A 26,211-nucleotide genomic window follows, 5' to 3' on the forward strand; every position below is an offset into this window, starting at 1 on the left:
TCGCTGCGCTCCCCCAGATGCCCGAAACTCCAGCTCCCGTCCAGTTCGAGCTGAGCCTTGCTCCTGCTGCCCTGCCGCGCAGTTCGGCGCCGCGCGACGTCGCCACCCTCGGCCAGGTATTCACCCCGGCGGCGGTGGTCGACGCGATGTTCGCGCTCTGCCGCAACCGTGGCCGCTGGCTGGAGCCCGCTTGCGGCGACGGTGTGTTCTGGGAACGGATGCCGCCGGGGAGCCTCGGCATCGAGATCGATGCGCAGCACGCGCCACCGGGGGCGCGCGTGATGGACTTCTTCGAGCTGCCCGACAGCGAGCGCTTCGCGACGATCATCGGCAACCCGCCCTACGTCCGCTTCCAGGACATTCCGCAGGCGACACGCGAGCGCCTCCCGGCCGAGCACTTCGACGGCCGCTCCAACCTGTACCTGTTCTTCGTCGAGAAGTGCCTGCGCCACCTCGACCAGGGCGGCGAACTGGTCTTCATCACGCCGCGCGATTTCCTTGCCGCGACCTCGGCGCTGCGGCTCAATCGCCTGCTCTTCGCCGCCGGCACGATCACCGACTTCATCGACCTCGGCGACATGCGCGTCTTCGCCGACGCTTCGCCGAACTGCGCGATCTGGCGCTTCGTGCGCGGCGACTTTTCCCGGAAGACGCGCTACGCCGCGCTCGGCAACGCCGACGGGCTCGCCGCGCTGGCGCCGGTGGCACTCAAGGAACGAATCGAGAAACGCCAGTTCTGCGAGATCGGCGGTCACCTGCGCTTCCTGAAGAAGGCACCGGCGCTGCTGCTTGCCGACATCGCCTTCGTCCGCGTCGGTGCGGTTTCCGGCGCCGACACGATCTACGCCAACGCCGAGTGCGGCAACCGCGATTTCGTCTGCTCGACGACGGTCGCCGACGGCGCGACGCGGCGGATGATCTGGGTCGAGCCCGGCGAGCCGCCACCGGAGGCGTTGCTGCCGCACAAGGAGCGGCTGATCGCACGCCGCGTGCAGCCCTTCGACGAGTCGAACTGGTGGCATTGGGGGCGTGGCTACTACCAGAGCACGCGTCCGCGCGTGTATGTGAACGGGAGGACGCGGCGGCCGCGGCCCTTCTTCGTGCACGACTGCCCGAACTACGACGGTGCCGTGCTCGCGATCTTCCCGCACGATCCCGAGGTCGACGTGAATGAACTGGCGGCCCGGCTCAACGAGCTCGACTGGGGCGACGCCGGCTTCGTCTGCGACGGCCGCTTCCTGTTCACCCAGCGCAGCCTCGAACAGGCGCCGCTGCCCGCCGCGTTTCGCGCGTTCCTGCCGCGCGGCACGGTGTAAACTAGAAAATTGCACCCAAACATGCCGGTGTATTCGCCGGAGGAGAAATCTGCATGGTCCCGCATCTCACCACCGCCCTGAGCGGTCCGCTGCTCGAACTCGAACGCCGTTTCCTCGAAGCCGATGCCGACATCGAACGCTGGTTCCGCGCGCAGTGGAACGAGCACACGCCGCCGTTCTACGGATCGGTCGACCTGCGCAACTCGGGTTTCAAGCTGGCGCCGGTGGACATGAACCTCTTCCCTGGCGGCTTCAACAACCTCGCCAACGATTTCCTGCCGCTGTGCGTACAGGCAGCGATGTCGGCGATCGAGAAGATCTGTCCCGACGCCTGCCGGCTGCTGCTGATCCCCGAGAATCACACGCGCAACCGTTTCTACCTGCAGAACGTCGCCAAGATTGCGGCGATCCTGCACCGTACCGGTCTCGACGTGCGCGTCGGTTCGCTGCTGCCCGAGATCACCGCGCCGACGCCGATCCAGCTCGACGACGGCAGCGAACTCGTGCTCGAACCGCTCGTGCGCAGCGGTGACCGTCTCGGACTGGCCGGCTTCGACCCCTGTGCGATCCTGCTCAACAACGACCTCTCGGCCGGGATTCCCGACATCCTGCGCGGGCTCGACAGCCAGTTCGTGCTGCCGCCGCTGCACGCGGGCTGGGCGCTGCGGCGCAAGACCAACCACTTCGCCGCCTACGACGACGTCGCCAACGAGTTCGCCAAGCTGATCGGCATCGACCCGTGGCAGATCAATCCGTACTTCGCCGAGTGCACCGACATCGACTTCCATGGCCGCCAGGGCGAGGATTGCCTCGCCGCCAAGGTCGACGGCCTGCTCACGATGATCCGTGAGAAGTACCAGGAGTACGGGATCACCGAGACGCCGTACGTCGTCGTCAAGGCCGACGCCGGCACCTACGGCATGGGCGTGATGACGGTGAAGGACGCTTCCGAAGTGCGCGGCCTCAACCGCCGCCAGCGCAACAAGATGTCGGTGGTCAAGGAAGGGCTGGAGGTCTCGCGCGTGATCATCCAGGAGGGCGTGCATACCTTCGAGGAAGTGGGGGGCGGCGTCGCCGAACCGGTCGTGTACATGATCGACCGCTACGTCGTCGGCGGCTTCTACCGCGTGCATACCGGACGCAGCAAGGACGAGAACCTCAATGCGCCGGGGATGCACTTCGAGCCGCTCGCCTTCGAGACCAACTGCTCGCTGCCCGACCAGCGTCTCGACCCCGACGCGGCGCCGAACCGGTTCTACGCCTACGGCGTCGTCGCCCGTCTGGCGCACCTCGCCGCGTCGCTGGAGCTGCAGAGGACGGAGGGGGCACTATGACTGTCCCCCTGAATCTCGCGTTCATCGTCGACCCGCTGGCGACGCTCAAGGCGTACAAGGATTCGTCGATCGCGATGATGCGCGCGGCGCAGGCTGCCGGTCATTCGGTGTGGGCGATCGAGCTTCCCGACCTGCGCTGGGACTCGGAGGGCGGCGTCGTCGCCGCTGCACTGGCGTTGACGCTCTCCGCCGACAACGAGGCGTGGTACCGGCCCGGCGAGTTGTGCACCCGGGCGCTGCGCGAGTTCGATGCGGTGCTGATGCGCAAGGATCCGCCCTTCGACATGGAGTACGTGACCGCGACCTGGCTGCTCGAACGCGCCGAGGCCGAGGGTGCGCGCGTCTATAACCGGCCGCGCGCGCTGCGCGACCACTCGGAGAAGCTGTCGATCGCCGAGTTCGCGCGCTTCGCCGCGCCGACGCGGGTGGCCAGACGTCCCGAGCTGATCGACGCGTTCATCGATGCCCAGGGCGACGTGATCGTCAAGCCGCTCGACGGCATGGGCGGTGCCGGGATCTTCCGCGTGCGCAGTGACGATCCCAACCGCAGTGCGATCGTCGAAACGATCACCGCGCACGGATCGCGCACGATCATGGCGCAGCGCTACCTGCCGGCGATCGTCGACGGCGACAAGCGCATCCTGATCGTCGGCGGCGAAGTCGTCCCCTTCTGCCTCGCGCGCATCCCGCGTCCGGGCGAGACACGCGGCAACCTGGCCGTCGGCGGGCGCGGCGTCGCCCGCCCGCTCTCCGCGCGCGACCGCGAGATCGCCGAGGCGCTGGCGCCGGTGCTCGTCGCCCGCGGGCTGCTGCTGGTCGGCATCGACGTCATCGGCGACACGCTCACCGAGATCAACGTCACCAGCCCGACCTGCATGGTCGAGATCCGCGAGCAGACCGGCTTCGACGCCGCGGCCCTGTTGGTCAAGGCGCTCGAACGCGCCGTCGCTGCCGCCGGCCCACGATGACTGCACTTGTCCGCCCGTTTGCCGACGTTCGCCGCCTGATCGCCGGATTTCTTGTGCTCTGCCTCGCGCTGCTCGCCGGTTGCGCGCGCGAGACGGTGCAGCAGCAGGAGTCCTTCGTCTTCGGCACCCGCGTCGAGGTGATCGTCGCCGATGCCGACGAAGCTACGGCGCGTGCCGCCGCCAACGCCGTGCTGCGCGAGTTCGACCGGCTGCATCGCACTTACCACGCCTGGCAGCCGTCGGAGCTGTCCGAGTTGAACGCCGCGATTGCCGCCGGCGAGCCGAAGGCGGTGACCCCGGAAATGGCCGGCTTCATCCGCGACGCGCAGCGCCGCTCGGCGCAGGGCGAGGGGCTGTTCGATCCCGGCATCGGCGGGCTGATCCGCCTGTGGGGCTTCCAGGCCGACGAGTTCGTCCCGATCATGCCCGATCCGGCCGCGCTCGACGCCTGGCGCAGCGAGCGTGTCGGCATCGCCGACATCAGCATCGAGGACGGCGTGGTGAAGAGCCGCCATGCCGGCGTCGCACTCGATTTCGGCGGCTACCTGAAGGGCGTCGCGCTCGACCGCGGCGCGGCGATCCTGCACGAGCACGGGATCAGGAATGCGCTGATCAACATCGGCGGCAACGTCATCGCCCTCGGCGACCGCTACGGCCGTCCCTGGCGTGTCGGCATCCAGCATCCGCGCAAACCCGGACCGCTGGCGACTCTCGAACTCGCCGACGGCGAGGCGATCGGGACTTCGGGCGACTACCAGCGTTTCTTCGAAGTCGACGGCCGCCGTTACTGTCACCTGCTCGACCCGCGCAGCGGCGAGCCGGCCAGCGCGACGCAGGCGCTGACCATCGTCGTCCCGCGCGCCGCCGACGCCGGTGCGACTTCGGACGCCGGTTCGAAGCCGCTCTTCGTCGCCGGTGCTGCCGACTGGCCGCGGCTGGCGAAGAGGATGGGAATCACCCAGGTCCTGCGCGTCGACGCCGACGGCCATGTCCAGGTGACGGCTGCGCTCAATCGTCGCCTGACCTGGGTCGGCGACGCGCCGGCGGACATCGAGGTGCTGCCCTAGCCTCCGGGTGCCGCAAGCCGCCGGTAATGCGTACGTAGTTGCGTACATGCGCCTCCCGGCGGCACCTGATCCCTTAGAATGAGCTTCCACATGCGAGTCCCCCGATGATCGGAATCCTCCTGATTACCCACGGCAGCTTCGGCGAGACGCTGGTGCAGAACGTCTGCCACGTGCTCAACCGCCGGCCACGCCTGCTCGCCCAGCTGGGCGTCGCGGCGCAGGACGATCCGCTCGACCTGCTGGCGCAGGCGCGACAACTGCTGGCCACGGTCGACGAGGGCGAAGGCGTGCTGGTGCTGACCGACGTGTTCGGCGCGACCCCGGCCAACCTGGCCCTGAAGCTGCTCGATGCCGGCCACGTCGAGGGTGTTGCCGGCGTCAATCTGCCTATGCTGCTGCGCGCGCTCACCTATCGGGAAAAGGGACTGGAAGTCATGCGGCAGAAGGCGATCAGCGGCGGTCGGGACGGTGTGCTCGACATGGCGGCAGCCTGATCCGAGGATAGCGAACGAAGGGAAGAGGCAATGGCACGCGCGGAAGTCGAGATCATCAACAAGCTCGGGTTGCATGCCCGGGCCTCTGCCAAGCTGACCCAGCTGGCCGGCACCTTCAGTTGCGAGGTGTGGATGGAGAAGGGCAGCCGGCGCATCAACGCCAAGAGCATCATGGGCGTGATGATGCTCGCAGCCGGACGCGGCTCTACCGTCGTCGTCGAGACGACCGGTGACGACGAGGATGCCGCACTGGCTGCGCTGGTGCAGCTGATCAACGACCGCTTCGGGGAGCACGAGTGATGGGCTTCGCCGTCAGCTACACCCTGCACGGGCTCAGCGTCTCGGGCGGCATCGCCATCGGCGAAGCTTGCCTGCTGTCGCAGGCGACGCTCGAAGTTGCGCATCGCAAGCTGGCGCCACGGCAACTGGAGAAGGAAGTCGCCCGTTTCGAGGCCGCGATGGCGGCCGTGCGTGGCGAGTACGAGTCGCTGAAGAAGGGCATGGGCGGGGCGCCGAGCGAGTTCGGCGCCTTCATCGACCTGCATTCGATGATCCTCTCCGATCCCGAACTCGCCGAGGCGCCGAAGGTGCTGATCCGCGAAAAGCGCTGCAATGCCGAGTGGGCGCTGCTGCAGCAGATGGAGCATCTGGTCGGCCAGTTCGACAAGATCGATGACCTCTACCTGCGCGAACGCGCCTACGACATCCGCCAGGCGGTCGAGCGCGTGATCAAGGAGCTTTCCGGTCACGACGGTCGCGCCGCACTGAAGGCGCGCGGACAGCGCGAGGAGCACCAGATCATCGTCGCGCACGACCTGTCGCCGGCCGACGTGATGGCCTTCAAGGAGCACCGCTTCGGCGCCTTCATCACCGACGTCGGCGGCTTCACCTCGCACACGGCGATCCTCGCGCGCGGCCTGCGCATCCCGGCGGTGCTCGGCCTGCACCACGCCCGCCAGCTGATCCGCGACAAGGAAAAGCTGATCGTCGACGGAACGCGCGGCGTCGTCATCGTCAACCCCGACCAGCACGTGCTCGAAGAGTACGAGCTGCGCAAGAGCCAGATCGAGATCGAGCGCAGCAAGCTGAAGCGCCTGAAGGATTCGCGCGCGCGCACGCTCGACCGCGTCGACGTCGAACTGCTGGCCAACATCGAGATGCCGAGCGACGTTCCGGCAGCGCTGGAGGCGGGGGCCGAGGGCGTCGGCCTGTTCCGCACCGAGTTCCTCTTCCTCGGCCGCAGCGACATGCCCTGCGAGGACGAGCAGTTCGAGGCCTACCGCAAGGTCGTGCGCGGCATGGAAGGGCGGACGGTGACCATCCGCACCTTCGACCTCGGCAACGACAAGGGGCCGTACTTCGACGAGGTGCTCGCCGACCGCGTCAAGACCAACCCGGCGCTCGGCCTGCGCGCGATCCGCCTGTCGCTGTCCGAGCCGGCGATGTTCCAGACGCAGTTGCGCGCCATCCTGCGCGCCGCGCACTACGGCAAGGTCAAGCTCCTGGTGCCGATGCTCGCGCACGCGCACGAGATCGACCAGACGCTGGCCGCGGTCGAGCAGGCCAAGCTGAGCCTGCGCAACGAGCGCATCCCCTACGACGAGGACATCCGCGTCGGCGGCATGATCGAGATTCCGGCGGCGGCGCTGGCCGTCGGCATGTTCCTGCGCCGGCTGAAGTTCCTCTCGATCGGCACCAACGACCTGATCCAGTACACGCTGGCGATCGACCGCAGCGACGAGCAGGTCGCGCACCTCTACGATCCCTTGCACCCGGCGGTGCTGATGCTGCTCGCGCACACCATCACCAGCGCCGACAAGGCCGGCTGCCCGGTCTCGGTGTGCGGCGAAATGGCCGGCGACGTCACCATGACCCGCCTGCTGCTCGGCATGGGCCTGCGCCAGTTCTCGATGCAGCCGGGTCAGCTGCTCGAGATCAAGCAGCGCATCCTGACCTCGGACACTTCCGAGCTCGCGCCGGCGGTCCGCCGTCTCCTGCGCTGCGAGGAGCCGGCGAAGATCCGCGAGCAGCTCGACAAGCTCAACGCTATGTGACGCAGCACCGCGCGTCTACCGCTTTTCGACGCGCAGGCGCAGCATCAAGCTCAGCGGACTCTGTGGCGAGACCTGGAATCCGTAGTATTCGTAGAACTGCCTGGCACGCTCATCCAGAGCGTGCACGAGCAGCGCGCGCACTCCCGCATGTTCGGCCACGACCAACGCGCGATTGAGCGCATCCTGCAACAGGCCGGCACCGAGCTTGTTCCCCTGCGCCCGCAGGTCCACCGCCAGCCGCGCCAGAACCAGGACCGGGACGGGGTCAGGCATGTTGCGGCGCACGCCGCCCGTTGCCATTTCATGTGCGACGGCGCCGGCAGCGAGCGCGTAATAGCCATGGACTCGACCCTCGGCATCGGCGGCGACGAACGTTCGGCTGGCTCCGCTCGACTGGTTGGCCAGCGCCCGGCGCTTCAGCCATTGATCGAGACTCGACTCGCCGCAAGCGAACGCGTCCAGACGATGGCTCGCGGCAAGCGGCTCGGGCGCGCAGAGCGGCAGGCTCATGCGGCGTCAGTCGCCCACGGCGCCTTCACCGCCAGCAGACGCTCGAGGCCGGGATTCGCTTGCGGAGGCGCGTCGAGCATCTCGGTAAACTGCCGGAACTTCTCGGCGTCGAGGCTGAAATAGACCTGATCGAGAAGCACTGCCTGCGCCCGCTCACAGGCAGCTTCGAGCATGAAGTCCGAGCGACTCTTGCCGAGCAGGCTGGCGCCACGGTCGATCAGGTCACGCTGCTCGGGCAGCGCCCGCAGGTTGATGGCAGCGTCACGCATGACATTTCTTTCTGTGTATCCATTAGATATACGGTAGCGTAGCAGCCGTATATCGGATGTCAACACGCCGCGCGAAGCCGGAGTGGATGGTTCTGCGTGCAGAGTAAATTCCGGAACGAGCACAAGTCCCGACGCGCGCTTTGCACTTGTCTAGCCCTGAATATCAGTATAGGCTTATATGCATGAGACCTATTCCCTGCGCCCCAGCCCCCCGATCTTCCTCCGCCGGATCTGCCCACGCAGGCCGTGGCGAGCGAGCAGTGCGCTGGCGCAGCTGGCTGCGCTCCGCAGTGCTGGCCGGCGCGCTTCCCTTCCTGTCTGCCCAGGCCGCCGAGCCTGGGCCGGCGCAGTCCGGATTGCAGACCTTCGTCGTCGGCGCGCGTGAAGTGGCGATCGGCCTGCCGGCCGAGGCGACGGTCGAGGCGGTGCGGCAGGCGACGCTGGCGGCGCAGGTCTCCGGTCGCATCGTCGACATGCGCGTCGATGCCGGGCAGGCGGTGAAGAAGGGCGAACTGCTGCTGCGCATCGACTCGCGCGAAGCCAGGGAAGCCGCCGCTTCCGCCGCCGCGCAACTCGTCAACGCGCGCGCCAACCTCGAGCGAAACGAGAACCTGCGCCAGCGCAACTTCGTGAGCCAGGCCGCGCTCGACCGCGCGCGCAGCGACTACGCCGCCGCGCAGGCGGCTGCCGGACAGAGCCAGGTCGTCGTCGGCCACGCCGCGGTGACCTCACCGCTGAACGGGATCGTCGCGCGCCGCCTGATCGAGGCCGGCGAGATGGCCTCGCCGGGAACGCAGCTCTTGACCGTCTATGACCCGGGCAGCCTGCGCGTGACCGCGCAGCTGCCGCAGCGGCTGCTGTCGCAGTTGAAGAGCGCGAAGGGCGCGCTGGTCGAGTTTCCCGACAGCGGCCGCGTGATCGAGGTGCCTTCGTTCACCGTGCTGCCGACTGCCGACGCATCGACCCACGTCGCCGAGGTGCGCGTGAATTTGCCAGCCGATTTCCGCGATGTCATTCCCGGCATGGCCGCGCGTGTGCGCTTCGTCGGCGCCAGCGAGCGGCGGCTGGCGGTTCCCGACAGCGCCTTGGTGCGCCGCGGTGAGGTCGCTGCCGTCTATGTCCAGTCGGAGCAGGGCGGTCTTGCGCTGCGCCAGCTGCGGCTCGGCGAGAAACTCGCCGACGGCAGCGTCGAGGTGCTCGCCGGGCTGCGTGAGGGCGAGCGGGTCGCCACCGATGCCGTCAAGGCGGCGATCGCGCTGAAGGCTGCGCCTGCAAGGGCAGCTGCGCAGTGAGCGGCGCCATGAAGGAAGCGGCCCAGCCCCCGGCACTCGGCATCTCCGGGCGCATCGCGCGAGCCTTCCAGGCGTCGCCGATGACGCCACTCTTGGCGCTGGTCGCGCTCCTGTTCGGCCTCTTCGCCGCGCTGGTGACCCCGCGCGAGGAGGAACCGCAGATCGACGTGACCATGGCCGACGTCATCGTCGCCTTCCCCGGCGCGTCGGCGAAGGACGTCGAGAACCTGGTCGCGACGCCGGCCGAGCAGGTGCTGTCGCGGATGTCCGGGGTCGAGCACGTGTATTCGGTGTCGCGCCCGGGTGGCGCGGTGATCACCGTACAGTTCGAGGTCGGCGTCCCCTATCGCGACGCGGTGCTGCGCCTCTACGACACGGTCCATGCGCACGCCGACTGGCTGCCCGCCAACCTCGGCGTCGCCGCCCCGGTGATCAAGCCGAAGGGGATCGACGACGTGCCGATCCTGGCGCTGAGCTTCTGGACCGCCGACCCGCAGCGCTCGGCCTTCGACCTGCAGCAGGTGGCGCGTGCCGCCGAGATCGAGCTGAAGCGCATTCCCGGCGCGCGCGACGTGTCCTCCCTGGGTGGTCCCGACCATGTCGTCCGCGTCGAGATGGACGTCGCGCGCATGAACGCCTTCGCCGTCACCGCGCAGGACATCAGCGCCGCGCTCAAGGTCGGCAACGCCCTGCAGTCCTCGGGCAGCCTCGTCGCCGGCGGCAGCGAGACGCTGGTGCAGACCGGCACCTACCTCGAATCAGCCGAAGACGTCCGCCGCCTGGTGGTCGCGGTGCGCGGCAACGCCGGTGAGCGCAAGCCGGTCTTCCTCGCCGACGTCGCGCGCGTCGAGGACGGCGCCGACCAGCCGACGCGTAGCGTCTGGATCGGTGCCGGTGCCGGTGCTGCGACCGGTGCTGTCGTCATCCCGCCCGGCGAGCACCCTGCGGTGACGCTGCAGCTATCGAAGAAGCCCGGCACCAACGCTGCCGACGTGGCGAACGCGGCGCTCTCGCGCATCGAGTCGCTCAAGGGGACGCTGATCCCCGAAGGCGTAGAGGTGACGGTGACGCGCAACTACGGCGAGACCGCGACCGAGAAGGCGCAGAAGCTGATCGGCAAGCTCGGCTTCGCCACCGCCTTCGTCGTCCTGCTCGTCTTCTTCGCGCTCGGCCGGCGCGAGGCGCTGATCGTCGGCCTCGCCGTCACGCTGACGCTGGCGGTGACCCTGTTCGCCTCGTGGGCGTGGGGCTTCACCCTGAACCGCATCTCGCTGTTCGCGCTGATCTTCTCGATCGGCATCCTCGTCGACGACGCGATCGTCGTCATCGAGAACATCCACCGCTGGCGCGGCTTGCACCCCGAAAAGACGATGCTCGAGCTGATCCCCGGCGCCGTCGACGAGGTCGGCGGGCCGACCATCCTGGCGACGCTGACGGTGATCGCAGCGCTCCTGCCGATGGCCTTCGTCGGCGGGCTGATGGGGCCGTACATGAGCCCGATCCCGATCAACGCGTCGATGGGTATGGCGATCTCGCTGGCCGTTGCCTTCGCCGTCACGCCCTGGCTCGCCGCGCGCCTGCTCGGCGCTCATGGCGCAGCGCAAAAGGCGAGCAAGCTCGACGCCAGGCTCGATCGCGGCTTCCGCCGCCTGCTCGAACCCTTCCTCGACGAGGCCAGGGGCGGCGCGGCACGCATGAAGCTCGGGCTGGCGGTCGTCCTCCTCATCGCCGCTTCGATCTCGCTGGCGGTGGTCCAGCTGGTCGTGCTCAAGATGCTGCCCTTCGACAACAAGAGCGAGTTCCAGGTCGTCCTCGACATGCCGGTCGGCACCCCGGTCGAGGAGACGGCGCGCGTGCTTGGCGAGATCGGCCGCGAGGTCGCGCAGTCGGAAGAAGTGCTCAACTACCAAGCCTACGCCGGCACCGCCGGGCCGATCAACTTCAACGGGCTCGTTCGCCAGTACTACCTGCGCGCTGCGCCCGAACTCGGCGATCTGCAGGTCAACCTCGTCGACAAGCAGCACCGTTCGCGGCAGAGCCACGAAATCGCTTCCAGCATGCGCGCGAAGATCGAGGAAATCGGCAGGCGCAACGGCGGCGTCGCCAAGGTCGTCGAGGTGCCGCCGGGGCCGCCGGTCGTCTCACCGATCGTCGCCGAGATCTACGGCCCCGACCCGCAGGGACAGATCGCCGTCGCCAAGCACGTGCGCGCAGTGTTCGAGAAGACGCCCGACTTGGTCTCGATCGACGACTCGGTGCAGGCCGACCAGCAGAAGACCGTACTCGCGGTCAATCAGGGCAAGGCCGCGCTGCTCGGCGTCGCGCAGAGCGACATCGTCGACGTGGTGCGCATCGGCCTCTCCGGCGAGGACGTGACGCCGGTGCACAACGCCGACTCGAAGTTCGAGGTGCCGGTGCGCCTGATGCTGCCGCCGACGCAGCGCAGCTCGCTCGCTTCGCTCCTGAATCTGCGCGTGCGCGGCGGCGACGGCGCGCTGCTCCCCGGATCGCGCCAGGGCGCGCTGGTCCCGGTGTCCGAACTCGTCGAGCTGCGCGAGTCGCCGCGCGAGAAGGCGATCTACCACAAGGACCTGCTGCCGGTCGTCTATGTCTTCGCCGACATGGCCGGCAAGCTCGACTCGCCGCTCTACGGGATGTTCGCCGCCCGTGGCGAGCTGGCCGGCCGTCCGCTCGACCGGATCGAGCGCGCCGGCGGGGTGCTCGAGGATCGCTTCATCAGCCCGCCCGAGGACAGCCTCGCCGCTTACTCGCTGAAGTGGGACGGCGAGTGGCAGATCACTTACGAAACCTTCCGCGACATGGGCGCCGCCTACGGCGTCGGCCTGATCCTGATCTATCTCCTGGTCGTCGCGCACTTCAGGAGCTACCTGGTGCCGCTGATCATCATGGCGCCGATCCCGCTGACGATCATCGGCGTAATGCCCGGACATGCGCTCCTGGGCGCGCAATTCACCGCGACCTCGATGATCGGGATGATCGCGCTCGCCGGGATCATCGTGCGCAACTCGATCCTGCTCGTCGACTTCATCCGCCAGCAGATCGCCGCCGGAATCGACCCGCGCCAGGCGATCATCCAGTCGGCGGCGGTGCGCGCCAAGCCGATCGCGCTGACCGCGCTGGCGGCGATGCTCGGCGCGCTGTTCATCCTCGATGACCCGATCTTCAACGGGCTGGCGATCAGCCTTATCTTCGGCATCCTGGTGTCGACGCTGCTCACGCTCGTCGTCATCCCGGTGCTTTACTACGCCGCGCTGCGGCGGCAGTGGATCAAGGAGTGAATCATGAATGTGGAACGCGCAGTTCGCGTCATGGCAGGCAGCTTCGTGCTGATCTCGCTGGCGCTCGGTGCCCCGGCGAGCCCGCTGTTCGTCTCCTCGTACTTCCTCTGGTTCACCGCGTTCGTCGGTGCCAACCTGCTGCAGAGCGGCTTCACCGGCTTCTGCCCCGCCGAGTCGCTCATGCTGAAGCTGGGGCTGAAGCGTTGAATGCACTGCCGATCTTCCTGCAGCGCCGCCGTTCGCGGCTTCCTGCGCAGCCCTCCGCCGCGAAAGGTCAGCCGACTCCGATGAAGTCCCACAAAGCACCCACCCGCACGGCGAGCGTCGCGCTGCTGCTCGCTGCCCTCGCTGCGACACCCGCAGCCTTCGCCGCCGACCTGCTGCAGGTCTATCGCGACGCGCTCGCCTGGGACGCACAGTACGCCGCGGCGCGCGCGACGGCCGCAGCGGGCCGCGAGAAGCTGCCGCAGGGGCTCGCCGGCCTGTTGCCGACCCTGAGCGCGTCGGCGAACACGACCTGGAACGACAACAGCTATCCGACGCGGGCGCAGCCGCCTACTGACGCCAAGTTCAACAGCAACGGCTACTCGGTGAACCTCACCCAGCCCCTGTTCCGCTGGCAGAACTTCGTCCAGTACGGGCAGGCGCAGTACCAGGTGGCTCAGGCCGAAGCGAACCTCGCGCAGGCGCAGCAGGACCTGATCCTGCGCGTCGCCCAGGCCTACTTCGACGTGCTCTACGCCGAGGAGAACCTGAAGGCGGTGCGCGCCAACAAGGAAGCGATCGCGCAGCAACTCGCGCAGGCGAAGAAAAACTTCGAGGTCGGCACCGCGACCATCACCGACGCGCAGGAAGCGCAGTCGCGCTTCGACCTCGTGAGCGCGCAGGAGATCGCCGCCGACAACGATCTCGAAGTGAAGCGGCAGCTGCTCGCGGTGATCGTCGGCAAGGACCCCGGCGAACTGAACCGCCTGCGTGCCGACGCGACGCTCAGCCCGCCGCAGCCGGCGGCGCTTGCCGACTGGGTCGCTGCCGCCGAGCAGGGCAGCCCGACGGTGCAGGCGCAGCAGGCCGCTGCCGAAGTCGCCGCGCGCGAGGTCGAGCGCAACCGCGCCGGCCACTACCCGACGCTCGACGCGGTAGCCGCGTACACGCAGAACAACGCCGGGCAGACGCAGTTCAACAACCAGCGCTTCGAATCGACGGTGCGCCAGGCCGGACTGCAGCTCAACATCCCGATCTTCCAGGGCGGACTCGTCAATTCGAAGACGCGCGAAGCTGCCGCCAACCGCGACGCGGCGCTGGCCGCGCTCGACAACGCGCGCCGCAACGCGGCGCTCTCGGCGCGCCAGTCCTACCTCGGCGTGGTCAATGGCATCGCCCAGGTGAGTGCGCTCGAAGCCGCGCTGGTCTCGTCGAAGAGCGCGCTCGAATCGAACAAGCTCGGCTACGAGGTCGGCGTGCGCATCAACATCGACGTGCTCAACGCCGAGCAGCAGGTGTACCTGACCCGCCGCGATCTTGCGCGCGCACGCTTCGACACCCTGCTCGCGCACCTGCGCCTGAAGGCCGCGGTCGGCACGCTCGCCGAGGAAGACCTGCAGCGGGTGAACGGCTTGTTCGAGCGCTGAGCTGTCGCAGCCCTTGCGCTCAAGGCTGCCGAGCGAAAAGCTCGCTCAGCCAGCGCAGGTCTTCGGCCATCAGTTGCGGATCGGCGTCGCGCATGCCGCGGAACGGGATCTCCAGGCCGCGCTCACGCAGTGCCTGCGCCAGCACCTGGATGAAGATCCCCGAGCGCATTGCGATCTCGGCGGACGATTGCTGATGGACTGCGCAGCCCGGGCTTTGCATGTTCCCTCCGAGCACCGCGAGGACCCGATGTCCGGCGGCAATGTGCGCCGCGATCACCTCAGCCACTTCCTGCGCCGTCTGGCGGCAGCTTGCGCGCCCCTGCGGGCTGTCGAGCGCTTCACGCAGCGAGCAGCCGGTGGGGCGGCTGCGCGCCATGCCCAGGCAACGCAGTTCCGGACAGGGCATCTGCAGCAGGCCGACGCCATGTTTCCGGCACAGCTCGAGCAAGGCCCAGTTCGACGCAGGAAACACAGCAGCACCTGCATCGCGGACGTTCTGGTCGAGGATGCAGTGGATCACCGCGACCAGGCGAGCGCTGCGGCAGTCGGCGGGCGCTTCGCCGCGGCCAAACAGGTGGCGCCAGGCGGAAAATTTGGGAAGTTTCATGGCGGGTTTCGGCAGTCGCGTTTTCCGGCGGCCCGGTCTGCGGCGAGCGGCGGACTGACTGCCAGATGCTCGTCTATTGGCAGTCAAGTGGCAGAATGACTGTCAATTTTGACAGTCGTCTCTGGCAGGCCGCACGGCAGGGAGCGACGCAGTGCCTGCCTCACTGCAAGTATATGGGCGAAAAATCTTTATTGATTTCTGGCATGACTATTGCTTTTAAGGGTGGGCACGTTTTGTCTTCACCACCGTCACTTGCGCGCGGCGATCAGGTCGCGCTGCCTGAGACATCGAACAGGACTTCTCAATGACTACAGTGACACTGAATCCGAGCTTACCCGCTCCCGATCCTTCCCGCCGCCAGTGGCTGCTGGCGACCGTCGGCCTCGGCGGTGCGCTGGTGGTGGGCGCCGTTGTCCCCTTCGCCGGCAGCCTGCTGCCCTCCGAGCGTGCAAAGGCCGCCGGTGCGCCCGTAGAAATCGACATTTCACGCCTGCAGCCCGGCGAGATGATGGTTGTCGAATGGCGCGGCAAACCGGTATGGGTGCTGCATCGGACGCCGGAAATGCTCGAATCGCTGAAGAAGGCCGAGCCCAATCTGGTCGATCCGGGGTCGAGCGTCGCCCAGCAGCCGGCCTATGCGGGCAACGGGACGCGTTCGATCCGTCCGGAAATCTTCGTCGCCGTCGGCATCTGCACGCATCTGGGCTGCTCCCCCGGCCAGGCCTTCGAGCCCGGACTGGCGGCGCTCGGCAGCGACTGGCCCGGCGGTTTCCTCTGCCCCTGCCACGGATCGACCTTCGATCTGGCCGGACGCGTGTTCAAGAACAAGCCGGCGCCGAGCAATCTCGTGATTCCGCCGCACCATTACCTGGCCGAGACGCGCCTGCTGATCGGCGAGGACGCGCCGGTCGCCGTCTGATCACCCGGCCGCCGCGGCCCGTGCCCGAGCGCCGGCCGGGGCGGCCATCAACGAGGAATCAACATGCGCAGTCTTTCCCTTTCGGTCGCCGTCGCGGCGCTCATCTTCGCTCACGTACTGGGTAGCGCCACCGGGAGACCGGCGGCCGACAGTTTCGGCGTTAAGCTGTCGGCGCATGCGGCAAGCGCCGTCGACTCACCCTTGCCATGAGCCCAGCGCGCAAGTCGTGTCCATGATGAACGAGACGATCCTCGCCTCCGTGCGTGGCCGACTGCTCGCCCGCTACACGGTGCTGGCAGCGCTGCCGGCCAGTGAAGTCGACGATCTGTGCCGGACGCGTTCGCTGCAACTGCCCGCAGGTGCCGAGCTGTTCGCCGAGCACTCGCCGTGCCTCGGTTTTCCGCTCGTCCTCGAAGGTTCGGTCAAGGTGCTGAAGAGCTCGCCATCCGGGCGCGCCATGCTCCTCTACCGCGTCGAAGCGGGCGGCTCGTGCATCATCACCTCGAGTTGCCTGATCGGCCGCCTCCCCTATTCGGCGCGCGGAGTTGCCGAGACGCCGGTGTCGCTGCTGGTCCTGCCACCAGCAGTTTTCGAGCGCCTGCTCGCCGCCTGCCCCGGCTTCCGCACTTTCGTCTTCCGGCTGTTCGGCGAACGCATCGCCGAACTGATGCTGCGCGTCGAGGAGGTCGCCTTCCAGCGGCTCGACCAGCGCCTGGCGCGCCTCTTGCTCGCGCGCGTCGACAATCCGATCCGCAGCACGCATCAGGCGCTGGCCGAGGAACTCGGCAGCGTGCGCGAAATCGTCAGCCGGCTGTTGAAGACCTTTGCCGACCAGGGAATGCTCACGCTGGCGCGCGAGCAGATCGTCCTCATCGACCGCGAACGGCTGCAGAACTTGGCCGATGCCGAGCGCTGAGCGTGCCCCGCATTTGCCTGCAGCCCCGGCGCGACGCGGAATACAAGTTCCCGTTCGGTGACCTGGGTTACAGACGCGCTGCCCGGACTGGCTTATCGTGAGCACACGGTTCACAATTCAAGGAGAGACATATGAAATCGAACGTTGGCGGAATCGACCGCATCCTGCGCGTCGCAGCCGGTGCCGGCCTTGCCGGTGCCGCAGCCATGGGCTACATCGGCGTCTGGGGCTGGCTCGGCGTCATCCCGCTGGCCACCGGCCTGATCGGCTGGTGCCCGGCCTATCCGCTGCTCGGTGTCAACACCTGCAAGAAGCAGTGATTTTTCCCTCCCGAGGTATGAAACCGTGAACAAGCTTGGCTGGATCGCCGCCGTCGTCGTCGCGCTGCTCGCGCTCAACTGGTTCATCAGCGCGCCCGACTCGCGCTCGCGTGAGCTCACGCAGGCGATCGAGACGCAGGGCAGCGCCGAGCTGAAGGCCTATCCCTACCAGTTCCGCGTGCTCAAGGTCGAGAACGGCGTGGCGTACATGACGACGCCGCGCAGTTTCGATGTGCCGGCGGCCAAGCTGATCGGCAGGCTCTTTCCCGAGATCAATACCAATGACCCCAACGACCCCGGCTTCGTCGCTGCCGAGAAACATCTGGCGGCGATCCAGGGCGAGGCGCAGAAGATCGTCGCCAGCCAGCCGGGGATCAAAGCGGTGCAGTGGAAGATCGACCGCGACTGGTTGACCAGCCACAGCATCGAGGTGCCGGACGGCGCCGGGCCGTAAGGCCGCAGCGTCCGGCCTGTCCGACTTCTCCGAGTCATTACCGGATCATTCGCATGGAACTTCGTCCCACGGCGCCGGTGCCGCGCGGCCGCAGCCGGCGCTTCCTGCATCTCGGTCGCGCCGTCGGCGAAATGGCGGCCTCCGCCGCTGCCGACGGCATCGCGCAACTGGCGCGCGGGCAGAAGCCCGTCCTGTCCGACCTGATGCTCACCCCGGACAACGCGCGCCGTCTTGCCGAGCGCCTGTCCAAGATGCGCGGCGCGGTGATGAAGGTCGGCCAGCTGATGTCGATGGACGGCAAGGACGTGCTGCCGCCCGAGTTCGCGCATCTGCTCGCCCGCCTGCGCGACAGCGCGCATACCATGCCCCTGCCCGAACTCGCCAAGGTGCTCGAGCAGGAATGGGGAAGCGGCTGGGAGCAGCGCTTCAAACGTTTCTCGTTCAACCCGATCGCTGCCGCGTCGATCGGCCAGGTGCATCGCGCCGAGACCCACGATGGCCGCACGCTGGCGATCAAGATCCAGTATCCGGGCGTGCGCGACAGCATCGACAGCGACATCGCCAACGTTGCCCTGCTCACGCGCGTGCCGGGGCTCGTTCCACCGGGGATCGACCTCGCGCCGATCCTCGAGCGTGCTCGCCTCCAACTGCACGAGGAAACCGACTACGTGGCCGAGGCCAAGGCGCTGCAGGCCTACCGCGAACGTCTCGGCGACGACTCCTTCCTCTGCGTCCCGGCGCTGCACGCCGACCTGTCGACGCCGCACATCCTCGCCACCGACTTTGCCGAGGGCATCTCGATCGACCAGCTGGCGCAGGCTGCGTATCCGCAGGCCTTGCGCGACCGCATTGCCGGGGCGCTGGCGCGCCTGGCGATGCGCGAGTTGTTCGAGTTCGGGCTGATGCAGACCGACCCCAACTTCGCCAACTACCTCTACGACGCCGCACGCGAGCGCATCACGCTGCTCGACTTCGGCGCGACGCAGGCGGTCGACGCAGAACTCGCCGAGGTCCTGCGCGACATGGCGCGTGGGTTGCGCGATCGCGACCGCCCGCGCCTGCAGGAGACGGCACGGCGCGTCGGCTTCATCGGCGAGCGTGACACGGCCGCCCACGTCGAAGGCGTGATCGACCTCATGCTGCTCTCCAGCGAGCCGCTACGCCATCCCGGTCCCTACGACTTCGGCAAGTCGGACCTGTTCGCTCGCGTCTACACCAGCGGTCGCGACAAGTACATGGACCGGGGGTTCACCAGCGCGCCGCCGACCGACATCATGCTGATGCAGCGCAAGCTCGCCGGTGTCTTCATGCTGGCCGCCCGGCTGCGCGCGCGCGTTGACGTCGCGGAATTGTTCGCCCCCTATCTCTAGCCGCCGCTCAGTAGATGAACGGGATCAGCTTGCGCACGCGCTGGCGGTATTCGGCGTAGTGCGGGAAATGCTGCAGCAGCCAGTGCTCCTCGCGCCGCGACTTGAGGTCGAAGAAGACGAGCAGCAGCAGCGCGTAGAGCAAAGTCAGCGTGCCCTGGACGAACAAGGCCCAGCCGAACGCGAGGAGGATCAGGCCGCCGTAGATCGGATGCCGGACCAGCCGGTAGGCGCCGCCGACGACGAGTTCGGCGTCGTCCTTGGGATGAGGGAGCGGCGTCAGGTTGGACCCGAGGTGCAAGCCGCCGGCAGCCGCCAGGGCAGTGCCCAGCGCCATCAGCACGGCGCCCGCGTAGCTCGCGATTGCAACGACGGAGTTGGGCCACTGCTCCAAGCTGGGCCAATCGCGCGGGCCGAGCACGACGATTGCGAAGAGGATGCCCTGCGCGACGACATACCACTCGCCGCGCCGGCCTTGCCACCAGGGAGATTTCGGATTCGACATGATGCCAAGCCGGTCAGGTTGTCCAGGGGTTGCGCGCGATCGGTGAGCCCGCGCAACCCCAAGTGTACATCATCGATTGCTTCTGAAGGGTGCCCGCCGGCGGCGAATCTGCCGAGCAATCCTGCTACCGATCCGGCTTGACAAGCGGCAACCCGACATCCACAATAAATAGCATATGCTAATAACTAAGCCGAGCCGATCAGCTGCGCCCTTGTCTCCTGATCCTGCGCAAGGCTCTGTTCCCGGTCTGCTTCCCGGAAAGGAATGAGCATGCATGTCTGCGTACCTCTTTCGTCGTCAGCGCCGGGCCTGGCCGGCGAGGCCTGCTCATCGCTGGTGATCGCCGAACACTTCGGCCTGGCCGAGGTTTTTGCCGTCGTCGATACGGCGAGTGGCGAGATCGTGTCCACGCGCGCGACAAGCGCTCGCTGTCCCGGCCCCTGCGCCTGTCCTCTGCCTGACCTGGAGAACGACGCGGACGAAGCGCAGCCCGCGGTCGAGGCGCTCGCCGGTCCGGCCGCCGGTTTCCGTCTCCTGCAGCGCGCGCGGCGCGCCGGCTTGCCGATCCTCGCCAGTCGCTCGCGCACGCTCGGCGAACTGCAGCGTGAGCTGAAGGCGAAATCCCTGCCTCCGCTGAGCGCGGCGCAGTGTCTGAGCGGCGCCCGCGCACGCCGTGCCGGCGGCGGCTGAATCATGGCGCGCCCGCCCAAGTGTCGGCAGATCGGCTTCTCTCCTGCCGCCACCTACTTCAAGCCGCGTGGCATCGGACTCGCGTTTCTCGAGGAGGTCAGCCTCGAGCTCGACGAGGTCGAGGCGCTGCGCCTCGCCGACCTCGAATCGCTTTACCAGCTTGAGGCCGCGGCGCGCATGGGCGTCTCGCGCCAGACCTTCGCCAACATCCTCAAGCGCGCGCACCGGAAAGTGGCCGACGCGATCATCCACGGCAAGGCGCTGAAGATCGCCCTGTTGCCTTCCGGGAGCACGGCGGAGGCCGCCTGCCCGACTTTTGCCAACCCACTCATCACCGAGGAAACATCATGAAAATCTGCCTGCCGGTCGACCAGCTCAATGGGCTGGAATCGGAAATCGCCCCGAACTTTCGCGCCGCTCCTGTTTTGCTGATCGTCGATAGCGAGACCGGGGAATGCATCGGCGTCGACGCCAGCAAGGGCAGCTGCGGCGCGCTGCCGGAATCGATCGACGCGATCGTCTTCGCCGATGGGGTCGGCGGTGGCATGTTCAGGCGTCTGCGCCAGGGAGGTACCCGCTTCTTCAGCAGCGATGCGCGTACGGTCGGTGAGGCGCTGGCCGAACTCGCCGCCGGCCGACTCAGTGAAGTTGAGGAAGTCGGCTGCTGTGGTGGCGGTCACCACGGCGGCGCGGATGCTGACGCAGGGCAGGCGGGTTGCCACGGTCACCAGCACGAGCATCAAAACCGCCACGCGCATGGCCACGGTAGCTGCGGCTGCGGACACGCCTGAGCGAGCGCCGCCTTTCCTCAGTCAGCCATGGTCCGTTCGGGCTCACCTTTCGCGGCCGATCGCAGCGCGCAACTCTTCCGCGCTGCCGGCGTAGTCCACCGCGGTGACGCTGCCTTCGTGCAGCCTCAGCAGCGTCACCGTGTCGGTACGGCGTGGCCAGTCGCCGAGCAGCTTCTCGTCGAGGACGACGCCGACGCTGAACGGTTCTGCGCGCAGGGCCGGCAGCGCGAACATCCGGGTGACCATGCTCGGCATTCGGCTCAGGTCGGCCACGTACATCACCTGACGCGTGGCCATCCATTCAGACGGCTGCTCGGCGAGCACCGCCTGCGCGATCTCGCCGGCCTTGCGTCCCGGCGCGAAGAGCAGCAGCCGGGTCGTCGACTGCACTTCCCACGGCGCCTCGCGTTGATCGAGCAGCTTGAGCTCGGGCAGCGGCTGCCCGATCTCGACCGGCGCGGCGAGTGCCATGAGCGGCAGGAGCAGCGCGAGGGAAAACGCGAAGGAACGCGCAGCGATCGATCTCTTCATGGTGAATTTCCTGTGGCCGTTGATCTAGTCTCGAGTGCGGAAACCGGGTTCCGGTTCCGGGGATTTGCAGCGAGCCGCTGGACACTGCGGCTACGCTGCAATGATAAGCTTTAGCTTGAGCCGTAGCTGCGCAGGAGCCATCGCCATGTCCTTGCGGGTGATCCTCGCCATCATCCTTCTGCTCGGCGCCTTCGGCGTCCGCGCCGACGATCCGTGGTCGCGCCCCGGCGCCGACGGCCGGGCCGAAGTCCAGCTCTATTTCTTCTGGTCGACGACCTGCCCGCACTGCACGGCCGCCCATCCCTTCGTCAGCGCGATCCCGCAGCAGCGCCCGTGGGTGCGCGTGCATGCGCTGGAGGTCTCGCGCCAGCCGGACAACTTCGCGCGCTTCGAGGACCTTGCGCGCCTCGCCGGTGGCGAGGCAGAGGCGGTGCCGAGCTTCGTCTTCTGCGGCGAGATGCACACCGGCTGGGACGGTGAGGAGGGTAGTGGTGCCGAACTGCTGCGCCGGCTCGACGCGTGCCACGCCCGCAACGGCGTGCCGGCGTCCGCCGTCGGCAGCGCGGCGCGTGCAGAAGGCCGCGACTTCGTCGAGCTGCCGTACTTCGGCCGCGTTGCCGCCGACAGCCTGTCCCTGCCGCTGCTGACCATCGTCCTCGCCGGGCTCGACGCCTTCAACCCCTGCGCCTTCTTCGTGCTCCTGTTCCTGCTGTCGATGCTCGTGCACCAGCAAAGCCGCCGGCGCATGCTGCTGATCGGTGGCATTTTCGTCGCGGTGTCGGCGCTGATGTATTTCGCGTTCATGGCCGCCTGGCTCAAGCTGTTCATGATCGTCGGCCAGCTGGCCTGGGTGACGCTGGCTGCCGGCGCGCTCGCCGTCGTCGTCGGCCTGCTCAACGTCAAGGATTTCTTCTTCCTCAGGCAGGGGCCGTCGCTGTCGATTCCGGAAGCGAAGAAGCCCGATCTGTTCCGCCGCGCGCGTGCCGTCCTTGCTGCCGACAAGCTGCCGGCGCTGCTCGCTGCCACCGGCCTGCTCGCGATTGCCGCCAACTTCTACGAACTCCTGTGCACGGCCGGATTCCCGATGGTCTATACGCACGTGCTGAGCCTTGCCAATCTGGACACCGCGACGCGCTACGCCTGGCTGGCTGCGTACAACCTGATCTACGTGCTGCCGCTGGCGGCGATCGTCGTCGTCTTCGCGCGCACGCTCGGCGCCAGAAAGCTCGGCGAACGTGAAGGCCGCCTGCTCAAGCTCCTCTCCGGGCTGATGATGTGCGGACTCGGCGCCTTGCTGTTGCTCGCGCCGGAACGCATGGGGCAGCCCGGTGTCGCCTTCCTGCTGCTGGCGTCGGCGCTGGCGGCAACCTGGGTCGCCGCGCGTATGACGCGCGCGCGCTGAAGTCAATATGTGCCACCGGGCGGGAATGATTTCGGCAAGTTGGAGTCTGGCAAGGGCGGGGAGTCGCCAAGCATCCATTCCCCACGCCGCGGGCATGGAGCGTCGCCGCCCGATCAGGTATGCTGTATCGATAAATTCGACCAGGAGAAGGCTTATGGACTCACCCCTGCACACGATGAGCAATCTGTTCGCCCAGCTCGGGCTTCCTGCGGACAGCGCGTCGATCGAGGACTTCATCGCCCGCCACCGGCCGCTCGACAACGCGATCGCGCTCTATCGCGCGCCTTTCTGGAGCGAGTCGCAGCGCAGCTTCCTGAAGGCCGAGATCATCGAGGACGCCGACTGGGCGATGGTCATCGACGAACTCAACGGTCGGCTGCGCTGACGGCGTCGGCAGCCGCCTCTCGAGCTTTCATAGTTGATTGCTATCGAAGGCTTAGTGATAATTGACTTAGATTATGGATTGCTGTCGGCTATGATCGTATTCGTAGACGGCTTTGTGGGCTAGCTACCGTCGTTTAATTTGACAACGCAAAAAGGAGCGCGCGATGGAAAACAAGAATGCAGGTTCGGCTGGCAAGTGTCCCGTGATGCACGGTGGCGCCACTTCGGCGAGCACGGCACAGATGCCGTGGTGGCCGAAGGCGCTGAACCTCGACATCCTGCACCAGCACGACAGCAAGACCAATCCGCTGGGAGCAGGCTTCAACTACCGCGAAGAGGTGAAGAAGCTCGACGTCGACGCGCTCAAGAAGGACCTGAAGGCCCTGATGACCGACAGCCAGGAATGGTGGCCGGCTGACTGGGGCCATTACGGCGGCCTGATGATCCGCATGGCCTGGCACTCGGCCGGCACCTACCGCATCGCCGACGGCCGTGGCGGTGGCGGCACCGGCAACCAGCGCTTTGCTCCGCTCAATTCCTGGCCCGACAACGGCAACCTCGACAAGGCGCGCCGCCTGCTCTGGCCGATCAAGAAGAAGTACGGCAACAAGCTGAGCTGGGCCGACCTGATGATCCTCGCCGGCAACATGGCCTACGAGTCGATGGGCCTGAAGACCTTCGGTTTCGCCTTCGGCCGCGAGGATATCTGGCACCCCGAGAAGGACATCTACTGGGGTTCGGAAAGGGAATGGCTGCAGAAGAGCGGCGGCGAGGGCAACCGTTACTCGGGCGAGCGCGACCTGGAGAACCCGCTGGCCGCGGTGATGATGGGCCTGATCTACGTGAACCCGGAAGGCGTCGACGGTCAGCCCGACCCGCTGAAGACCGCGCGTGACATGCGCGTGACCTTCGCGCGCATGGCCATGAACGACGAGGAGACCGTGGCGCTCACTGCCGGCGGTCACACCGTCGGCAAGGCGCACGGCAACGGCGATGCCGCCAAGCTCGGGCCCGCCCCGGAAGGCGCCGAGCTCGAGGAACAGGGTCTCGGCTGGATCAACCACAGCAGCCGCGGCATCGGCCGCAACACCGTGACCAGCGGCATCGAGGGCGCCTGGACCACGCACCCGACGCGATGGGACAACGGCTACTTCAAGATGCTGCTCGAGCACGACTGGGAACTCAGGAAGAGCCCGGCCGGCGCCTGGCAGTACGAGCCGGTCAACATCAGGGAAGAAGACCGGCCGGTCGATGTCGAGGATCCGTCGATCCGCTACAACCCGATCATGACCGACGCCGACATGGCCCTGAAGGTGGACCCCGAGTACCGCAAGATCTCGGAACGCTTCTACCGTGACCCGGACTACCTGGCCGAGGTCTTCGCGCGTGCCTGGTTCAAGCTGACCCACCGCGACATGGGGCCGAAGTCGCGCTACATCGGCCCGGACGTGCCACAGGAAGACCTGATCTGGCAGGATCCGGTGCCGGCCGGCCGTAGCGACTACGACGTCGCCGCGGTCAAGGCGAAGATCGCCTCCAGTGGACTGTCGATCGCCGAGATGGTCAGCACCGCCTGGGACAGCGCGCGCACCTTCCGCGGCTCGGACAAGCGCGGTGGCGCCAACGGCGCGCGCATCCGCCTGGCTCCGCAGAAGGACTGGGAGGGCAACGAGCCCGCACGCCTGGCCAAGGTGCTGGCGGTGCTGGAGAAGATCGCCGCCGAAGCGGGCGCCAGCGTCGCCGACGTGATCGTGCTGGCCGGCAATCTCGGCGTCGAGCAGGCGGCGAAGGCGGCAGGCGTCGAGGTGACGGTTCCCTTCGCGCCGGGTCGCGGCGACGCGACGCAGGAAATGACCGACGCCGAGTCCTTCGAGGTGCTCGAACCCCTGGCCGACGGTTTCCGCAACTGGCTGAAGAAGGACTACGTTGTCCAGCCCGAGGAACTGCTGCTCGACCGCGCGCAGCTGATGCGGCTCTCCGCCTGCGAGATGACGGTCCTGCTCGGCGGCCTGCGCGTGCTCGGCACCAACCACGGCGGCAGCCAGCACGGCGTGTTCACCGAGCGCGTCGGCGTGCTCAGCAACGACTTCTTCGTCAATCTCACCGACATGGCCTACACCTGGAAGCCGACGGGCCGCAACAGCTATGCGATCGTCGAGCGCAGGAGTGGCGCCGTGAAATGGACGGCCACCCGCGTCGATCTGGTGTTCGGTTCGAACTCGGTGCTGCGCGCCTACGCCGAGGTCTATGCCCAGGACGACAACAAGGAGAAGTTCGTCAGGGACTTCGTCGCCGCCTGGACCAAGGTCATGAACGCCGATCGCTTCGATCTGGCCTGACGGGGAGCGGCCCGGCGTGCGCCGGGCCGTCCGCCGCCGAGGTGTGCGCATGAGCAAGAAATGTTGCAAGAGCAGGAAGCCGTGCAAGAATTGTCCGCGTCAGGGGAAGTGAGGCGCCCGTGCGCCGCAGTCACCCGCTGACGTTTTGTGGGCCGGACGCGCAGGCTGCGCGTCCTTTTTTCTGGAGAAAAATACGATGGCAAAGAAAGCAAAGACGCCGATGATCGATATCGGCATCAGTAACGACGAGCGCAAGCAGATCGCCGACGGACTGTCGGCCCTGCTTGCCGACAGCTACACGCTGTACCTGATGACGCACAACTTTCACTGGAACGTCACCGGCCCGCAGTTCAACAGCCTGCACCAGATGTTCATGACCCAATACACCGAGCAGTGGAACGCGCTCGATACCATCGCCGAACGCATCCGCGCGCTCGGCTACCCGGCGCCCGGCACCTACAAGGAATTCGTCAAGCTCGCCTCGATCGAGGAAGTCGAAGGCGTGCCGAAGGCCGACGACATGGTCCGCCACCTGGTTGCGGCGCAGGAAGCAACCGCCCGCACGGCGCGCAAGCTGTTCCCGATCGTCGACGCGGCCAACGACCAGCCGACCGCCGACCTGCTGACCCAGCGCATGGACGTCCACGAGAAGACCGCGTGGATGCTGCGCAGCATGCTCGAGGACTGATCCAGAGCGAGCGCGCTGCCGGAAGGACGCCGGCTGGCCCCGGGGCGTTTGACTTGGGGCTGCC

At 67.4% G+C, this 26,211-nt stretch carries 28 protein-coding genes; 23 read left to right on the forward strand and 5 right to left on the reverse strand.

All coding sequences use genetic code 11. From position 1 onward, the window contains the following. Positions 1-17 precede the first annotated feature (17 nt). The 7 genes from CCR84_RS06720 to ptsP all read left to right on the forward strand — a co-directional run bounded on the left by CCR84_RS06720 (position 18) and on the right by ptsP (position 7,233). Complete coding sequence (locus tag CCR84_RS06720; protein ID WP_201210776.1) at positions 18-1,316, forward strand: Eco57I restriction-modification methylase domain-containing protein; 1,299 nt, start codon at positions 18-20, stop codon at positions 1,314-1,316. A gap of 53 nt (positions 1,317-1,369) precedes the next feature. Further along, positions 1,370-2,650 (forward strand): glutamate--cysteine ligase, encoded by a 1,281-nt coding sequence (gene gshA / locus CCR84_RS06725; RefSeq protein ID WP_201210778.1) that lies wholly within the window; start codon positions 1,370-1,372, stop codon positions 2,648-2,650. Further along, positions 2,647-3,618: a glutathione synthase gene (gene gshB, locus CCR84_RS06730; protein ID WP_201210780.1), complete on the forward strand. Its 972-nt coding sequence runs from the start codon at positions 2,647-2,649 to the stop codon at positions 3,616-3,618. The genes gshA and gshB overlap by 4 nt, the downstream gene beginning before the upstream one ends. Continuing rightward, complete coding sequence (locus CCR84_RS06735; RefSeq protein ID WP_201210782.1) at positions 3,615-4,685, forward strand: FAD:protein FMN transferase; 1,071 nt, start codon at positions 3,615-3,617, stop codon at positions 4,683-4,685. Before gshB ends, CCR84_RS06735 begins: the two co-directional genes overlap by 4 nt. Before the next feature lie 104 nt (positions 4,686-4,789). Further along, positions 4,790-5,179 carry a PTS sugar transporter subunit IIA gene (locus tag CCR84_RS06740; protein ID WP_201210784.1) on the forward strand — a complete coding sequence of 130 codons (390 nt, stop codon included), beginning with the start codon at positions 4,790-4,792 and terminating at the stop codon, positions 5,177-5,179. 30 nt (positions 5,180-5,209) lie between these two features. Then, complete coding sequence (locus CCR84_RS06745; protein WP_201210786.1) at positions 5,210-5,479, forward strand: HPr family phosphocarrier protein; 270 nt, start codon at positions 5,210-5,212, stop codon at positions 5,477-5,479. Beyond that, positions 5,479-7,233, forward strand: coding sequence for a phosphoenolpyruvate--protein phosphotransferase (ptsP, locus tag CCR84_RS06750; RefSeq protein WP_201210789.1), 1,755 nt, complete (start codon positions 5,479-5,481; stop codon positions 7,231-7,233). Before CCR84_RS06745 ends, ptsP begins: the two co-directional genes overlap by 1 nt. Before the next feature lie 15 nt (positions 7,234-7,248). Here the strand turns inward: ptsP and CCR84_RS06755 are convergent, their stop codons facing one another. Together CCR84_RS06755 and CCR84_RS06760 are read right to left on the reverse strand one after the other, a co-directional pair. After that, positions 7,249-7,743 (reverse strand): GNAT family N-acetyltransferase, encoded by a 495-nt coding sequence (locus CCR84_RS06755; RefSeq protein ID WP_201210791.1) that lies wholly within the window; start codon positions 7,741-7,743, stop codon positions 7,249-7,251. After that, on the reverse strand, positions 7,740-8,012 hold the full coding sequence (locus CCR84_RS06760) for a type II toxin-antitoxin system TacA family antitoxin (protein WP_201210792.1): 273 nt from the start codon (positions 8,010-8,012) through the stop codon (positions 7,740-7,742). Before CCR84_RS06760 ends, CCR84_RS06755 begins: the two co-directional genes overlap by 4 nt. A 260-nt stretch (positions 8,013-8,272) precedes the next feature. Between CCR84_RS06760 and CCR84_RS06765 the strand changes: the two genes are divergently transcribed. The 4 genes from CCR84_RS06765 to CCR84_RS06780 all read left to right on the forward strand — a co-directional run bounded on the left by CCR84_RS06765 (position 8,273) and on the right by CCR84_RS06780 (position 14,234). After that, positions 8,273-9,304 (forward strand): efflux RND transporter periplasmic adaptor subunit, encoded by a 1,032-nt coding sequence (locus tag CCR84_RS06765; protein ID WP_201210793.1) that lies wholly within the window; start codon positions 8,273-8,275, stop codon positions 9,302-9,304. Positions 9,305-9,312: 8 nt separating this feature from the next. Beyond that, the gene (locus CCR84_RS06770; protein WP_201210794.1) at positions 9,313-12,603 is read left to right on the forward strand and encodes an efflux RND transporter permease subunit; all 3,291 of its coding nucleotides are present in this window, start codon (positions 9,313-9,315) and stop codon (positions 12,601-12,603) included. A gap of 3 nt (positions 12,604-12,606) precedes the next feature. Next, positions 12,607-12,810, forward strand: coding sequence for a YgaP family membrane protein (locus tag CCR84_RS06775; RefSeq protein WP_201210795.1), 204 nt, complete (start codon positions 12,607-12,609; stop codon positions 12,808-12,810). A gap of 80 nt (positions 12,811-12,890) precedes the next feature. Then, entirely contained in the window at positions 12,891-14,234 is a 1,344-nt protein-coding gene (locus tag CCR84_RS06780; RefSeq protein WP_201210796.1) for a TolC family outer membrane protein, read from the forward strand. A gap of 19 nt (positions 14,235-14,253) precedes the next feature. On the opposite strand, the gene CCR84_RS06785 is transcribed toward CCR84_RS06780, so the two are convergent. Next, entirely contained in the window at positions 14,254-14,841 is a 588-nt protein-coding gene (locus CCR84_RS06785; RefSeq protein WP_201210797.1) for a hypothetical protein, read from the reverse strand. 304 nt (positions 14,842-15,145) lie between these two features. Between CCR84_RS06785 and petA the strand changes: the two genes are divergently transcribed. The 5 genes from petA (at position 15,146) to CCR84_RS06810 (ending at position 18,820) form a co-directional block, all read left to right on the forward strand. After that, positions 15,146-15,760: a ubiquinol-cytochrome c reductase iron-sulfur subunit gene (gene petA, locus CCR84_RS06790; RefSeq protein WP_201210798.1), complete on the forward strand. Its 615-nt coding sequence runs from the start codon at positions 15,146-15,148 to the stop codon at positions 15,758-15,760. A 232-nt stretch (positions 15,761-15,992) separates the two neighbouring features. Next, positions 15,993-16,676, forward strand: coding sequence for a Crp/Fnr family transcriptional regulator (locus CCR84_RS06795; RefSeq protein WP_338052577.1), 684 nt, complete (start codon positions 15,993-15,995; stop codon positions 16,674-16,676). A gap of 131 nt (positions 16,677-16,807) precedes the next feature. Continuing rightward, positions 16,808-16,996: a YgaP family membrane protein gene (locus CCR84_RS06800; RefSeq protein ID WP_201210799.1), complete on the forward strand. Its 189-nt coding sequence runs from the start codon at positions 16,808-16,810 to the stop codon at positions 16,994-16,996. A gap of 25 nt (positions 16,997-17,021) precedes the next feature. Beyond that, the gene (locus CCR84_RS06805; protein WP_201210800.1) at positions 17,022-17,450 is read left to right on the forward strand and encodes a hypothetical protein; all 429 of its coding nucleotides are present in this window, start codon (positions 17,022-17,024) and stop codon (positions 17,448-17,450) included. 53 nt (positions 17,451-17,503) lie between these two features. After that, the gene (locus tag CCR84_RS06810) at positions 17,504-18,820 is read left to right on the forward strand and encodes an ABC1 kinase family protein (protein WP_201210801.1); all 1,317 of its coding nucleotides are present in this window, start codon (positions 17,504-17,506) and stop codon (positions 18,818-18,820) included. Between the two features lie 7 nt (positions 18,821-18,827). Here CCR84_RS06810 and CCR84_RS06815 read toward each other — a convergent pair whose 3' ends face one another. Then, positions 18,828-19,322, reverse strand: coding sequence for a methyltransferase family protein (locus CCR84_RS06815; protein ID WP_201210802.1), 495 nt, complete (start codon positions 19,320-19,322; stop codon positions 18,828-18,830). Between the two features lie 264 nt (positions 19,323-19,586). Between CCR84_RS06815 and CCR84_RS06820 the strand changes: the two genes are divergently transcribed. Genes CCR84_RS06820 through CCR84_RS06830 form a run of 3 tightly spaced genes read left to right on the forward strand, consistent with a single transcriptional unit; the run spans position 19,587 to position 20,803 of the window. Beyond that, positions 19,587-20,012, forward strand: coding sequence for a NifB/NifX family molybdenum-iron cluster-binding protein (locus CCR84_RS06820; RefSeq protein WP_201210803.1), 426 nt, complete (start codon positions 19,587-19,589; stop codon positions 20,010-20,012). Positions 20,013-20,015: 3 nt separating this feature from the next. After that, a complete protein-coding gene (locus CCR84_RS06825) occupies positions 20,016-20,363 on the forward strand; it encodes a DUF134 domain-containing protein (RefSeq protein ID WP_201210805.1) in 348 nt (115 codons plus the stop codon). Next, positions 20,360-20,803, forward strand: coding sequence for a NifB/NifX family molybdenum-iron cluster-binding protein (locus CCR84_RS06830; RefSeq protein ID WP_201210807.1), 444 nt, complete (start codon positions 20,360-20,362; stop codon positions 20,801-20,803). The genes CCR84_RS06825 and CCR84_RS06830 overlap by 4 nt, the downstream gene beginning before the upstream one ends. 42 nt (positions 20,804-20,845) lie before the next feature. Here the strand turns inward: CCR84_RS06830 and CCR84_RS06835 are convergent, their stop codons facing one another. After that, entirely contained in the window at positions 20,846-21,334 is a 489-nt protein-coding gene (locus CCR84_RS06835; protein WP_201210808.1) for a hypothetical protein, read from the reverse strand. 145 nt (positions 21,335-21,479) lie between these two features. Between CCR84_RS06835 and CCR84_RS06840 the strand changes: the two genes are divergently transcribed. The 4 genes from CCR84_RS06840 (at position 21,480) to CCR84_RS06855 (ending at position 26,147) form a co-directional block, all read left to right on the forward strand. Beyond that, positions 21,480-22,736 carry a thioredoxin domain-containing protein gene (locus CCR84_RS06840; protein ID WP_201210810.1) on the forward strand — a complete coding sequence of 419 codons (1,257 nt, stop codon included), beginning with the start codon at positions 21,480-21,482 and terminating at the stop codon, positions 22,734-22,736. A gap of 154 nt (positions 22,737-22,890) precedes the next feature. Next, entirely contained in the window at positions 22,891-23,121 is a 231-nt protein-coding gene (locus tag CCR84_RS06845) for a DUF2789 domain-containing protein (protein WP_201210811.1), read from the forward strand. A 163-nt stretch (positions 23,122-23,284) separates the two neighbouring features. Further along, entirely contained in the window at positions 23,285-25,459 is a 2,175-nt protein-coding gene (gene katG / locus CCR84_RS06850; protein WP_201210812.1) for a catalase/peroxidase HPI, read from the forward strand. 196 nt (positions 25,460-25,655) lie between these two features. After that, complete coding sequence (locus CCR84_RS06855) at positions 25,656-26,147, forward strand: Dps family protein (protein ID WP_201210813.1); 492 nt, start codon at positions 25,656-25,658, stop codon at positions 26,145-26,147. Positions 26,148-26,211 lie beyond the last annotated feature (64 nt).

The sequence above is a fragment of the Rhodocyclus purpureus genome (assembly GCF_016653115.1).
GTDB classification, from domain to species: Bacteria; Pseudomonadota; Gammaproteobacteria; order Burkholderiales; family Rhodocyclaceae; genus Rhodocyclus; species Rhodocyclus purpureus.